13 protein-coding genes are annotated in these 12,758 nt (G+C 72.1%); 8 read left to right on the top strand and 5 right to left on the bottom strand.

The window, feature by feature from the left end; genetic code table 11:
• Positions 1-28 precede the first annotated feature (28 nt).
• Entirely contained in the window at positions 29-1,249 is a 1,221-nt protein-coding gene (locus OG715_RS11890; RefSeq protein WP_407661103.1) for a cytochrome P450, read from the bottom strand.
• A 318-nt stretch (positions 1,250-1,567) separates the two neighbouring features.
• Between OG715_RS11890 and OG715_RS11885 the strand changes: the two genes are divergently transcribed.
• Positions 1,568-2,155, top strand: a complete 588-nt coding sequence (locus tag OG715_RS11885; RefSeq protein ID WP_266274812.1) for a hypothetical protein — start codon at positions 1,568-1,570, stop codon at positions 2,153-2,155.
• Positions 2,156-2,212: 57 nt separating this feature from the next.
• Here the strand turns inward: OG715_RS11885 and OG715_RS11880 are convergent, their stop codons facing one another.
• Positions 2,213-2,875 (bottom strand): TetR/AcrR family transcriptional regulator, encoded by a 663-nt coding sequence (locus OG715_RS11880; protein ID WP_266274814.1) that lies wholly within the window; start codon positions 2,873-2,875, stop codon positions 2,213-2,215.
• A gap of 151 nt (positions 2,876-3,026) precedes the next feature.
• Here OG715_RS11880 and OG715_RS11875 point away from each other — a divergent pair, with 151 nt between their 5' ends.
• The 3 genes from OG715_RS11875 to OG715_RS11865 all read left to right on the top strand — a co-directional run bounded on the left by OG715_RS11875 (position 3,027) and on the right by OG715_RS11865 (position 5,805).
• Complete coding sequence (locus OG715_RS11875) at positions 3,027-3,857, top strand: SDR family NAD(P)-dependent oxidoreductase (protein WP_266274816.1); 831 nt, start codon at positions 3,027-3,029, stop codon at positions 3,855-3,857.
• Between the two features lie 108 nt (positions 3,858-3,965).
• The gene (locus tag OG715_RS11870; RefSeq protein WP_266274818.1) at positions 3,966-4,292 is read left to right on the top strand and encodes a hypothetical protein; all 327 of its coding nucleotides are present in this window, start codon (positions 3,966-3,968) and stop codon (positions 4,290-4,292) included.
• A gap of 283 nt (positions 4,293-4,575) precedes the next feature.
• The gene (locus tag OG715_RS11865; RefSeq protein ID WP_266274820.1) at positions 4,576-5,805 is read left to right on the top strand and encodes a GNAT family N-acetyltransferase; all 1,230 of its coding nucleotides are present in this window, start codon (positions 4,576-4,578) and stop codon (positions 5,803-5,805) included.
• 54 nt (positions 5,806-5,859) lie between these two features.
• On the opposite strand, the gene cutA is transcribed toward OG715_RS11865, so the two are convergent.
• Positions 5,860-6,192 carry a divalent-cation tolerance protein CutA gene (gene cutA / locus OG715_RS11860; protein WP_266274823.1) on the bottom strand — a complete coding sequence of 111 codons (333 nt, stop codon included), beginning with the start codon at positions 6,190-6,192 and terminating at the stop codon, positions 5,860-5,862.
• Positions 6,193-6,308: 116 nt separating this feature from the next.
• On the opposite strand from cutA, the gene OG715_RS11855 reads away from it, so the two are divergent.
• The 4 genes from OG715_RS11855 (at position 6,309) to OG715_RS11840 (ending at position 9,524) form a co-directional block, all read left to right on the top strand.
• On the top strand, positions 6,309-6,755 hold the full coding sequence (locus tag OG715_RS11855; protein WP_266274825.1) for a nitroreductase family deazaflavin-dependent oxidoreductase: 447 nt from the start codon (positions 6,309-6,311) through the stop codon (positions 6,753-6,755).
• Between the two features lie 643 nt (positions 6,756-7,398).
• Entirely contained in the window at positions 7,399-8,502 is a 1,104-nt protein-coding gene (locus OG715_RS11850) for a restriction endonuclease (protein ID WP_266274827.1), read from the top strand.
• 105 nt (positions 8,503-8,607) lie between these two features.
• The gene (locus tag OG715_RS11845; RefSeq protein ID WP_266274829.1) at positions 8,608-8,931 is read left to right on the top strand and encodes a DUF6191 domain-containing protein; all 324 of its coding nucleotides are present in this window, start codon (positions 8,608-8,610) and stop codon (positions 8,929-8,931) included.
• A gap of 179 nt (positions 8,932-9,110) precedes the next feature.
• Positions 9,111-9,524, top strand: coding sequence for a hypothetical protein (locus tag OG715_RS11840; RefSeq protein ID WP_266274831.1), 414 nt, complete (start codon positions 9,111-9,113; stop codon positions 9,522-9,524).
• Between the two features lie 16 nt (positions 9,525-9,540).
• On the opposite strand, the gene OG715_RS11835 is transcribed toward OG715_RS11840, so the two are convergent.
• Together OG715_RS11835 and OG715_RS11830 are read right to left on the bottom strand one after the other, a co-directional pair.
• Positions 9,541-10,977: an SDR family NAD(P)-dependent oxidoreductase gene (locus OG715_RS11835; RefSeq protein WP_266274833.1), complete on the bottom strand. Its 1,437-nt coding sequence runs from the start codon at positions 10,975-10,977 to the stop codon at positions 9,541-9,543.
• A 168-nt stretch (positions 10,978-11,145) separates the two neighbouring features.
• Positions 11,146-12,669: a carbohydrate binding domain-containing protein gene (locus tag OG715_RS11830; protein ID WP_266274835.1), complete on the bottom strand. Its 1,524-nt coding sequence runs from the start codon at positions 12,667-12,669 to the stop codon at positions 11,146-11,148.
• Positions 12,670-12,758 lie beyond the last annotated feature (89 nt).

Below are 12,758 nucleotides of genomic sequence, written 5' to 3'. Positions count from 1 at the left end.
ACAGGTGGCCTGCGGCTGGGGGCGGTCGTCACCAGGCGACGGGCAGGGTCCGCGGGTAGCGCCAGATCGAGCCGGTCCGCCAGTCCAGTGCCTCCGGCGGAACGGCGAGCCGGAGCCCCGGGAACCGGTTCAGCAGGGTGCCGACGGCCACCTGGAGCTCCATCCGGGCCAGATGGGAGCCGAGGCAGTGGTGGGTGCCGTAGCCGAAGGTCATGTGGGTGGGGGCGCCCCGGTCGAGGTCGAGCTCGTCGGGCCGCTCGTACACCGCCGGGTCGCGGTTGGCGGCCAGGTAGGAGACGTGCACCGGCTCGCCGGCCCGGATCAGCACACCGCTGAGCTCGACGTCCTCGGTGGCGACCCGGGCGATGCCCACGCCCTGGCGGAACGGGATGAAGCGGAGCAGCTCCTCCAGGGCGCGCGGCAGCATCTCGGGCTGGGCGCGCAGCTTGGCGAGCTGCTCGGGGTGGGTGAGCAGGGTGTAGGTGATGTTGGACAGCTCGTAGGTGCTGGTGTCGTGGCCGGTGACCAGCAGGACCATGGCCATCACGGCGAGTTCGTCGTCGTCCAGCAGCTCGGCGCCGTCGCGGGCGGTGGCGAGGGCGCTGATGAGGTCCTCGCCGGGATCGCGGCGGCGGGCGGCCGTGAGCTCGGCGAAGTAGGCGCGCAGCGCGGTCTTGGCGTTGACCTGGCCGGCGCCGCTGTTCGGCCCCATCGCCATCATCGCGACGGCGTGGCCGCGGAGTTCGGTGCGGTCCTCGGCGGGGATGTCGAGCAGCTCGCAGATGGTGGTGAGCGGGAGCCGGGCGGACAGGTGGGAGACGAGGTCCGCGGGCGCGCCGTGCTCGGTCATCTCGTCGAGGTAGCCGTCGACGACGCGCTGGGTGTGGGCGCGCATCCGCTCGACCTGGCGGTTGGTGAACCCCTGGGCGACGAGGCGGCGCAGCCGGTTGTGGGCCGGCGGGTCCATGAGGTTGATCGACTCGACCTGGGCGATCGGGGCGGGCGTCATCCGGGGCAGGTCCCGGCCGATGCCGGCGGCGCGGCTGAACCGGCGGTCGGTGGTGACCACGCGGACGTCCTCGTAACGGGTGGCCAGCCAGGCCTCGCCCTCGCCGTGCGGCAGGCGGATTCTGGCGATCGGCTCCTCGGTGAGCAGTCGCTTGAGGAGGGGGTCGAACTCCAGGCCGTCGGTGTGGTTGAAGGGGCAGTCCCACACGGATGCGGAGGAGGGAGTCACGGGCTGATCCAGGGGCCGGTTTCTGCCGCCCGACCGGGATCGTTCGGGCGCGGACGTGCTGATGTTCCCCCATCCAGCGGCGAAAATGGCGTCATGGGCGATCTTTCCCTCGATCGAGGGAGATAGACGATTGTCATGCGATATGGGCGAGTTGGGGGTGCTGGACCGGTCTGCTGGTCGTCCGGTGTCGTGGTCGAGGGTCCGGCGGGGCGACATCCGAGTATCGCCGGGGTGAACAGAACTGACGCTTTGTACGGGATGCGCGGAATGGCCTCTGTCCGGTGGGGGAGAAGGCTTGAGATCGCCGTCGAACTCATTAGCATCACCGGTATGACCAACAGCCTCATCATTCTCGCCAGGTCCAATTACCCCGTGGGGCAACTCGCGTCCGCGGCGGAGGTCTCCGGCGAGGACTACGAATTCGGCCTCGGCTGGCGCATGTTCGTGACGCAGAGCGATATCCCGGGATCTCTCCCCGAGATCGCGAAGGCGGTGTTCAAGGAGACCGGGTACCCGGCGGTCGTGGGCTTCGCCAACGACGACCCGGGCTACCTGGGCATCGTGTTCTGCGAGAAGGGCAGGACGGACCTGACCTACGTCACGGGGGTGGCGGAGGCCAAGGCCGACGGTTTCGTGGGGCCCAAGTTCAAGCACCACCCGATGTCCGCGATCGGCGCGGCCGTCGGCTGGTCCAAGAAGGCCGGGCTGAACAGCAGTTACGACGCGCTGAAGGCCGCGGCCAACCGGGCCGGCGGCCCCGGCGCACCGGGTATGGACCTGCTGCTCACCTGGCTGGTGGGTCTGGGCATACCGCAGTGCGACGACGTCGACCCGTACTGGAACGAGATCGGCGAAGCGGCGATCGCGCAGCGCCAGGCGTTCTGGCGGCCGGACGTGGAGGTCCGGATCAATCTCTGATCCGGAGTCGGAGTCGGAGTCGGGGGCGCGGGGTCCGGGCCGCGCGCGGCGGTGTTGTCAGCCCGCCGGGCGCGGCCCGACGCCGTGGAGCACGGTGTCCACGATCCGGGCCGCCAGGGCGTCCGGGTCGAGGGCGGCGGCCGTTCCGGCGGTGGGGGTTTCCGCGGTGGCCGTTCCTGCAGCGGTCGTTCCTGCGGCGGCCGGACTGCAGGCGCGCGCCGGCTCCCCGTGCAGGACCTCGCCGATGAGCGCGTAGTAGACCCGCCGCACCCACTCCAGGTCGGCGTCCGCGGCGATCACCCCCTGCTCCTGGATCCGGCCGAGCAGTTCGACGCAGCGGCGGGCGATCTCCTCGTGGATCCGGGCGGCCGGCTCGCTCCCGGCGGCCGCCGGTCCGAGGGCGAAGCCCCAGGCGGCCTTCACCCGCAGCACATTGGCCGTCGCCCGGTGCAGTGCGACCAGTGGCGGCGCGGTCTCCGGGTGCCCGTCCTCGATCGCCTCGGCGAGCTTGGCCGCGGCCTCCACCGCCAGCGCGTCGATCAGGGCCTGCCGGTTGGCGAAGCGGCGGTGGACGGTGGTGCGGGTGACGCCGGCGGCCTCCGCGATCTGCTCCACGGTCGCGCCCGGGTGCTCGGCCAGGACGCGTTCGGCCGCGGCGAGGATCGCGCGGACGCTGCGTTCGGCGTCGGCGCGCAGTGGGCGCCCGGGCGTGCGGTTCATGTGTGTGCCTCCAGCTCTGCCGTACCCGGGAACGGTACAGCGGGGGATCGGCTCGCCCACTAACTGAAACAAGTATGTCGCAGATCGACGATTATCCGATACTCTCGTGTTGCAGATCGTGTCACAGATCGAGAGACAAGGGAGCACCACCGTGCCCACCGCCACCACTGCTCTGATCACCGGCGCGTCCTCGGGCCTCGGTGCCGAGTTCGCCGCCCAGCTCGCCGCGCGCGGCCACGACCTCGTCCTGGTCGCCCGCTCCGCCGACCGCCTGCACGACCTCGCCAAGCGCCTCGGCGAGGCCCACGGCATCACCGCCCACGTCCTGGTCCAGGACCTCTCGGCCCCCGACGCCGCCCGCCGCGTCGGCGCCGAACTCGCCGACCGGGGCCTCGCCGTCGACCTCCTGGTCAACAACGCCGGCTTCGGCACCTGCGGCCCGTTCGAGACCATCGACGGGCAGCGCGACCACGACCAGCTGATGGTCAACGTGGTGGCGCTCGTCGACCTCACCCACGAACTGCTGCCCGGCATGCTCGCGCGCGGCCAGGGGTCGGTGATCAACGTGTCCTCGACGGCAAGCTTCCAGCCCACCCCGTACCTCGCCGTCTACGGCGCCTCGAAGACCTTCGTGCTCAACTTCAGCCTCGCGCTGCGCCAGGAGTACCGTCGGCGCGGCATCCGCGTCCTGGCGTTCTGCCCCGGGCCGGTGGAGACCGAGTTCTTCAACGTCATCGGGACCAGGAAGGCCGCCGTCACCGGCAGCTTCGCGACGGTCGGGCCGGTCGTCCGGGCGGCGCTGCGGGCCCTCGACGCCGACCGCGCCTACGTCGTGCCGGGCTTCGCCAACCAGCTCAGCGCCCACCTCACCCCGCGCCGCCCGCGCACCCTGGTCGCCGCGATAGCCGAACGCCTCTCGCGCGGCGTCCGCGACGCCATGGCTGGCGGCAGCCGCAACCCGAGCGGCGAGCGGGTGGCCTGAACGGGTGATCTTCCACCCTCGATCGGGTGTACGGCCGTTGCGGGGATGGGCGGAGGGGAATCGACGCGGCGTCGGATCCTCCGACACCGTTGAACGCGAGGAACCACCATGCGCCTTCGCAACTCCCTGGTCGCCGCCGCCGGGGCCCTGCTGATCACCCTTGCCGTACCGACCTCCGCCCACGCCGCCACCGGCGACTTCCTCTACAAGGTCGGCCCCGGCATCCCGTCCGGGATCGCCGACCCCCGGAGCGGCGAGTGCATCAACCTGTTCGGAGCCACCGAGGACCACCCGGCCTTCGCACCGGAGAACTTCACCACCTCCACGGCCACGGTCTTCCTCGACTTCAACTGCGACGGCGACACCTACTACGTCATGAACCCGGGCAAGAAGCTCGGCAACCGCCTGAAGCTCCGCTCGGTGATCTTCAGCTGACCGCCCCGCCCCGCCCCGCCCCTCGGCCCGCCGACCCCGTCAGGCCGAGGGCCGGGCACACGCGCCCCTACGCCCACCCCACCCGACCCGTACAGCCCCCGGCGGTACGGGTCGGCGCGTGGCGGCACTCCTCTTTCCCGGGGTGGAGCTGTTCGGTGTCGGCCGGACCGGGGAGGTGGGGATGCCGAGGGGTAATTCGCTTGACCTCGGCAGTGGGGGCGGATGCACTGTGGCTGGGCGCCACGGGAGGTGGTGCGGACGAGCCGGGGAGGCCGCAGTACCGATGGAGATCCGTGCCACGACCGAGCAGGACCGCGAGAAGTTCATCGCCACCATGCACTCGGCCTTCGGGCTGTTCCCCGGAACCACCACCGAGGACGGCGGAGGGGCCTGGTGGTCGGCGTTCGAGATGGACCGGGGACTGTTCGCCGTGGCGGACGACGGGCGGCCCGTCGGCACCGCCGCCGCGTACACCTTCGAGCTGACCCTGCCCGGCGGCGCCGTCGTCCCGGTCTCCGGAGTCACCGCCGTCGGCGTGGCACCCACGCACCGGCGACGGGGTGCGCTCACCGCGATGATGCGGCGTCAGCTCGCGGACGTCCGGGAGCGCGGCGAGTTCCTCTCGGTGCTGCTGGCCTCGGAGGCCGTGATCTACCGCCGGTTCGGCTACGGCCCGGCGACGTGGACCAACCGGCTGACGGTGCCGCGCAAGCGGGCCGAGCTCATCGCTCCGAGGGCGGGCGGCGAGGACACCGGCTCGGTCGAGCTGCTGCGGAGCGACGACTGCCAGGAGATCCTGGAGGCCGTCTACGACCGCTACCGCCTCGCCCAGCCCGGTGCTCTCTCCCGCCCGCACCGCTGGTGGGCCCTGCGGGGCGGGCAGGCCCCCATCTCCCCGGCGCCGCGCTACATCGTGCTGCACCGCGACGCCGACGGCGTCCCGGACGGCTACGCCAGCTACGCGCTCGGCGAGTTCGACCGCGTGAACAAGACGAGCACGCTGACCGTGGACGAGGTCGTCGCCCTCGACGACGTGGTGTTCACAACCCTCGCCCGGACGGTGCTCGGCCACGATCTGATCGGCCAGATCGTCTTCAAGCACGTCCCCTCCTGGCACCCGCTGCGGTGGCAGCTGGAGGACATCCGCAGCGGCGAGACCAGCGCCGAGGAGGACTGGCTCTGGGTGCGGCTGCTGGACGTGCCGCGCGCCCTGGCCGCACGCGGCTGGTACGCGGACGGGGAGCTGGTGATCGACGTCGACGACGTCTTCCTGGGCGAGCGCAACCGCTACCTGCTGACCGTCCGGGACGGCAAGGCGGAGTGCGTGGAGACCGAGCGGGAGCCGGATCTGAGCCTGGACGTCAGCGACCTCGGCTCGATCTACCTCGGCGGCAATATCCCCAGCACCCTGGTCCGCGCCGGCCGCATCGAGGCCCACCACCCGGGCGCGGCGGCCGTGGCGGACGCCCTCTTCCGCACCGAGCAGCCCCCGCACTGCCTGCACTGGTTCTGACCGGGGGAGCGGCGGGCCGCAGGAAGTCGGGTCCGCCGACTTCCTGCGCTCCGTTCACCCCTGGGCCGTCTCCGCCCGCACCCACTCCAGGTACGCGGCGCTGCCCGCCACCACCGGCACGGCGACCACCTCCGGGGTGTCGTACTCGTGCCGCTCGCCGATGAACTCCGCCAAGGTGTCCGCCAGTTCGGTGCGGGTCTTGAAGTCGATCCGCCACTCCGCCGCGTCCTGGACCTCGCCGTCCCACCAGTACACGGACTGGATCCGGTACACCTGCGCACAGGCGGCCAGCCGCGCCCGTACGACGTCCGCCGCCAGGGTGCGGGCCTTGGCCTCGTCGTCGTGGGTCGTGGTCACCACGAGAAGCTCACCGTTGTTCGTTGCCATGGGGGGAGAGCCTAACCACGGCGCGGTGCGCCGAGGGGGCGTTGGAGCCTCGCACTCGCATAGGCTTCTCGCCCGGGACATCCCCCTTCTTCACGACGCGACGACGGGTGAACGCGATGCCGCTTGAGGGCGAGTACGAGCCGAGTCCGGCGCAGTGGATCCGCGACCAGGTCGAGCTGTACGAGAGTTCGGGCGGCACACAGGGGACGACGCTCTGGGACACCGGCCTGCCGGTCGTCATCGTCACGATGCGCGGCGCGAAGAGCGGCAAGATCCGCAAGATCCCGGTGATGCGGGTGGAGCACGAGGGGCGGTACGCGGCCGTGGCCTCGAAGGGCGGCTTCCCGGAGCACCCGGTCTGGTACTTCAACCTCAAGTCCGACCCGCACGTGGAGCTCCAGGACGGGCCCGCGCGCCAGGAGATGACGGCCCGCGAGGTCACCGGGGACGAGCGGGCGGAGTGGTGGGAGCGCGCGGTCGCCGCGTATCCGGCGTACGCCGAGTACCAGGAGAAGACCGACCGGGTGATTCCCGTCTTCGTGCTGGAGCCCGGGCGCGGGTAGGCCCCGGCGCCGGACTCACCCCAAGCGGCGCGCCTGGAGGAGGCAGGTGAAGGGGGTGTGCTGCTTGGGCGGCGTGGTGAATCCTGAGGCTGCTTGGGACAGGCCGATGAGGGCCCCACGAGATCGGGTTGGTGGGCCCCGCCCTGCTCGGAGGCTCGTGGACCGTGCTCTGCCGGGCAGCCTGAGCGGCTTCCTGGACGAGCAGCGCACTGCCCGCGTCGAGCCAGGTGTCGGGCTCCAGGTTTGTGCAGCAGCCCGGCACTGCGCAGCGGGCCGGCGAGCCGCTCCTCGCGGGCGACCGTCGTCCCGAAGTGGCGCTCGGGCAGCAGCAGGGCGAAGCCGTCGAAGTAGAGCAGCAGACTCTTCATCCGGCCGACGGAGGCGTCGTCCCGGATTCAGCCCGGGTAGTAGTGCGCCAGCTCCAGCGGTGCGCCCTCGGTGCTCATGCGGCAATTCTGGCAGTGGGCCGTGATCGCGCGCGGGCTGTCGGGGAATCTGCCCGTGCCGATCCGAACGACAGAGTCCGCGTACGGCGGTAACCTACTCACTTACCCAGCGGGGGATGTGCCCAAGCCGTCCTGAAGTCGCCATTTCTGACACGCACCTGACGAGACGTCAGCCATGTGCGTTCGAGGGAGTACCTATGTCCCGGAGCCGCAAGCTCCACCGTCTCAGCAATCCCGACGCCAACGAGCGCCGCGCCCAGCGGATGCTGTTCCGGCACCTCCGCGACGACACCAACGCGAACCGCGGCCGGATGGCGCGGCGGGTGCGCGAGCTCCAACTCCTGCTGGAGATGGACCCGATCGATTTCGAGCGGCTGATAGCCCGGCTGATGGAGTCGATGGGCATGAAGGTCGAGCTGACCGCCCGGTCGAAGGACGGCGGGGTGGACGTGCGCGGCATCGACAGCGACCCGTTCCGGGGCGGGAACGTGATCGTGCAGGTCAAGCGCTACCGGGACACGGTGACCCCGTCGGTCGTGCGGGACCTCTTCGGCACGCTCCAGCACGACCGGGCGGCCACCAAGGCCGTGCTCGTCACCACCAGCAAGTTCGGACCCAGCTCGCACCAGTTCGTCTCCGGCAAGCCGATCACGCTGATCAACGGCTCCGAGCTGGTCGGCCTGCTCAAGCACCACGGCTTCCACGAGATGTTCGCGCCCGCCTACGCGAGTGCCGTGGACGATCCGGCCGGCGGGTCGTCCGGCGGCGCGCCCGCGATCGACGTGGCCGCCGAGCCCGCCCGGCTCCTGCTGCACTGGACGGGGGAGGAGGAGTACGACATCGCCGCCCTGGTCTGCCAGGGCAACCGCGCGCTCTCCGACGACCATCTCGTCTTCTACAACAACGCCTCCACGCCGGACGGTTCGGTCCGCCTCGTCACCGGCTACGACGACGCCAACGCCTGCCTGATGGTCGACTTCGAGGCGCTGCCCGCCGAGGCGGACCGGCTCGTCGTGATCGCCGCCGCCGACACCGAGAACCACCCCTCGGCCACCATGGCCGGGTTCGCCGGACCGGCGCTGATCCTCGAAGCGGGTGCCGACCAGGACGCGGCCGTCGTCCACCTCGCGGACGGGGCGGAGACCAACATCGCCATGCGGCTCGGCCGCTTCGACCGCGACGCCGCCGGGGACTGGGACTTCACCCCGGCGCTGGCGGGCTACCCGGGCGGCCTGCGGCAGGCGGTCGTGGCGTACGGCCTGGAGGTCACGGACGAGGAAGCGGTGGCTGCGGGGCAGTGACCGCGGCCGTCCGCCGCGCAGGAAGTCGACCTCGCCGACTTCCTGCGCGGCAGGCATCGGAACGATCGTGCGTGACCCGGTCGTTCGAACGGCATGACGGTGGTGGTGGCAGTGGTCATGGCGGCGGCCGTCCTGGTGACCGGTCTGGTCGCCCTGGCGGTGGTGGTGAGCAACCGCCGCAACGGTGGGCCGGAGGTCGGATCGGGATCCTCCGACGGGCTCGGGATGTCGGTGTTCGAGGAACTGCACGCCCTGTTCCATGCGGGCAAGCGCGTCCACATCGAGCAGCGCCAGGCGCGGCTCGTCCTGCGCGACGACGACCACGCGACGGCCCCGCCCGGTCACGGTATCGACCTGGACGCGGGCACCGCGGTGGTGATCCGCAGGCGGGCGGAGAGGGGGTCGGCCGAGGGGCCGCCCGGCGGATGAGTGGGCACCCGGACCACTTGTCGTCAGTTCGACGTTAAGTGGGCATGCTCGGCCATGTGCGCCGCAGGGAAGCGGCGTTCCGTGCGTGAGGGAGTGCCGAGGATGGACGAGGACCAACGGGCCGAGTTGCGGTACGAGCTGGGGGACCGGATCGACCGGTTGTGGGACCTGCTGGGGGCGTGAAAATCACCGAGTGGATCACCGACGACGTGTCCGAGCTGCTGTACCGGCTCGTCTGCGACGCGCTCCGCGGGCCCGAATGGACAGTGGAGCGGCGGGCGGCCGCGCTGTACGCCCTCGATCCGGCGTGGGCCGAGCGCTGGTGCGCGGAACTGGCCGAGGGGCCGCACGAGGTGCCGAAGCTTCCCCCGGAGGAGCCCTTCGTGCTCAGACCGCCCAAGCTTCGGGCGCGCAGGTCGAGGATCGCGGCCCGGGCCAAGGCCGCCGAGCGGGCCGTCCGCGCCGAGCGTCCGCCGGTCCGGCTGCCGGCCGCGTTCGTGAGCCCGACCCGCTCCGTCGACTCGTGCAACGCGTGCCGCGTGCGGCGGCGCACGCCGAGCGAATTTCCGCGTTTCAGGCTGCTCGACCGGTAGTGCCGGGGCGGCGCGGTCACCACGCCGCCTCGCGGTAGTCCTTGAGGAAGACCCCCGAGACCGGGGAGCCCGCCTCGCCGCGTACGACGGGGTCGTAGACTCGGGCGGCGCCGTCGACGATGTCGAGCGGGGTGCGGAAGCCGGTGGCGGCGATCCGGGCCTTCCTGGGGGCCGGGTTCTCGTCGGTGATCCAGCCGGTGTCCACGGCGCACATGTGCACGCCCCGGGTGGCGAGTTCCTCCGCGCTGGTGCGGGTGAGCATGTTCAGTGCGGCCTTGGCCATGTTGGTGTGCGGGTGCCCGGCGGTCTTGTTGCGGACGGCGAAACGGCCCTCCACCGCCGTCACGTTGACGATGTAGCGGCGCGGGTGCGGGGAGGCGAGCAGCAGTGGTAGCAGCCGGTCGCAGAGCAGGGCCGGGGCGAGCGCGTTGACCAGCTGGACCTCCAGCAGCTCGGCCGGGTCGAGCGAACCGAGCCGCGCGGACCAGGAGTTGGTGGCCGCGAGGTCCGGCAGCAGACCGGCCTCGTCGGCTCCGGGCGGTGCCGGGAGCGGGGTCGGGGCAGGGGTGGGGGAGGCGAGCTCGGTGGTCGGCCAGGCCGGGGCGAGGGCGGGCATCGGCCGGAAGCCGGGAGCGTGGGTGACCGTCGCGGCGTCGGCGGAGGGCAGGGCGGACCGCTCGCCGGCGGCCAGCAGGGCGTAGGACTCGGGCGGGCGGCGCAGGGTCTGTGCGGCGTTGTTGACCAGGATGTCCAACGGCCTTCCTTCGGTGCGCAGTTGCTCGGTGAGGCCGAGGACCTGGCGCGGGTCGCGCAGGTCGATGCCGACGACGGTGAGCCGGTCCCACCAGGCGGCGCTGCCCTCGGCGGCCCGGAAACGGCGCACGGTGTCGTGCGGGAAGCGGCTGGTGACGAGCAGCTCGGCGCCGTCGCGCAGCATCATCAGGGCCAGCTGGAAGCCGATCTTCACCCGGCCGCCGGTGAGCAGGGCGCGGCGGCCCCGGAGGTCGGTGGAGAGCCCGCGGCGGGCGGTGTTGTCGGCCGCGCAGGGGCGGCAGAGCATGTGGTAGAACGCGTCCACCTCGCGGTACCGCTGCTTGCAGACGTAGCAGCGTCGGCCGCCGCGGAGCTCGCCGAGCGGTGCGGAGCCGACGGGCGCGGGGCTGGCGGGGGTGACGGGCGCAGGGGCGAGCGGGGCGTCCTCGCGGCGGTCGGGGGCGCCGGTGGCGGTGGCGGCGAGCAGCTCGGCGTCGGCGGCCAGGATCCCGGCACGCTCCTCCTGGCGGCGCTGCTTGCGGCTCTCGCGGTGGAAGGAGCTGAGCTGCCGCTCGGCGTGCAGTCGGGTGCGGTCGCCGATGGGCAGTGCGCGCAGGCGGCCGAGGGTGCGGCTGAACGCGGCCAGTTCCTCGGGGGTGATCTCCCCGGTCGTGGTGCCCGTGTCGTCCCGGACTGTCATGTCCGCCCCCTCGTATGCCTGTTCACCTGCGTCGGAGCCGCTCGTGGGCGGCCTCGGTGATGGGGGGACTTTAGTGGACCGCCCGCGAACGCGCGCTCGAATAACGCCGCACCGGCGGCCCCTGGAGGTGGGGCCGCCGGCGCGGCGGGGCTGTTCGGCAGGGGCTGCTCAGCCGGTGTACTGGGCGAAGATCTTGGCGAACTCGTAGGGCTGCTGCGGGATGTTGGTGCACTTGAAGAGGCCGCCGGTGCAGGCGTTGGCGTCCCGGGTGGCGTCCCAGAAGGCCAGCTCGCCGAGGTGGTGCTGACGGGCGAAGGCGACCAGCTGCTGGGCGTCGGCCTGGTTGTAGATCTGGTGGTCGTCGTTCTCGCCGATCATCGGCGTGACGCCGACCGCCGACCACAGCTGGGCGTCGCTCTTGGCCGGGTACAGGGCCTTGAGCTGGCCGTACAGGGACTGCGCGGCCTGGACGGCGGCGTCGCCGTAGTCCGCGCCGGAGCGGTAGTAGTCCATCGCCATGATGTTGACGATGTCGACGTCCACGCCCGCGTCGCGGGCCGAGCGGACGATGGCGACGCCCTCGGTGGTGAGGCCCTCCGGGAGGACGGGCAGGGTGAAGGAGACCTTCAGGCCCGGGTTGGCCTTCTGCAGCTTGGCGAGTGCTGCCGAGCGGCGGTCGTTGGCGGCGGTGTCCGCGATCGCGGCGCCCTCGATGTCGAAGTCCACGTAGCGCAGGTTGTAGGCCTTCACGACGGCGTCGTACTCGGCGAACAGCGAGTCGACGGTGGTGCAGGCGGCGGCGAGTTCGGTGCCGCTGGCGCCGCCGAAGGAGAGCTTGACGTCGCCGCCGGCCGCGCGCAGCGCGTCGATCTGGTCCTTGGCCCAGCCGGTGCGCGGGTCGTAGGCGTTGAACCAGCTGGCCTTGCAGCCGACGGCGGTGACGAAGCCCATGGTGAAGGCCTTGAGGTTGCCGGACTTGGCCATCGCGGGCAGCGAGGGGGTGGGCCAGGCGCCCATGTCGATGTAAGGGGCCACCGGGAGCGCCACGTTGGGCGCGGGGGTGGTGGGCGGCGTGGTCGTGGGCGGGGTGGTGGTCGGGGGCGTCGTGGTCGGCGGAGCGGTGGTGGGCGGCGGGGTGCTCGGGTTGCCGCCGGGGCCGGACAGGGTGACGTCGTCGGCGAGGTAGGCACCCTGGCCGTACCAGCCGTGCAGGTAGACGTTGACGCTGGTGGTGGCCGCGCCGGTGGTGAAGGTGGCGGTGAGCTGCTGCCAGCTGCTGCCGCCGGGTGTCCAGACGGCCGGGTCGGTGACCCCGCTGCCGGTCGCGCCGAGGTACACGTACTGGCCCTTGACCCAGGCGCTCAGGGTGTAGGTGGTGTTGGGCTTCACGGCGACGCTCTGGCCGCACTGCGCGGTGTCGGAGCTGCCGACGGCGCCGCTCAGCGCGTACGAGCCGCCGTGGGCGCCGGAGTTGACCACGCTGCCGGTGCTGCCGGAACAGCTCCACGGGCCGAGCGAGCCGGTCTCGAACCCGGGGTTGGCGAGCAGGTTGCCGTCGGCGGCGCCGGCGTTCCCGGCGATCGTGGCCAGGCCGCCGCCGGCGAGGACGACGGCGGCGGTGAGGCCGAGCAGCTTGGTGCGGACCGCCGGGCGGCGGTGCCGGGCGGGGGTGTCGTGGGGCGCGCGTGGCATGGGGGTGCCTCTCGGGAACGAGGCCTGCCACCGGCCTCGCGCGGTGGGGAGGGGGCGCGGGAGCGGGTGACGGCGGAGGTGGTCCGGGT

The organism is Kitasatospora purpeofusca, assembly GCF_036010405.1.
GTDB lineage: Bacteria > Actinomycetota > Actinomycetes > Streptomycetales > Streptomycetaceae > Kitasatospora > Kitasatospora purpeofusca.
This window is presented reverse-complemented; position numbering and strand designations above follow the sequence as displayed.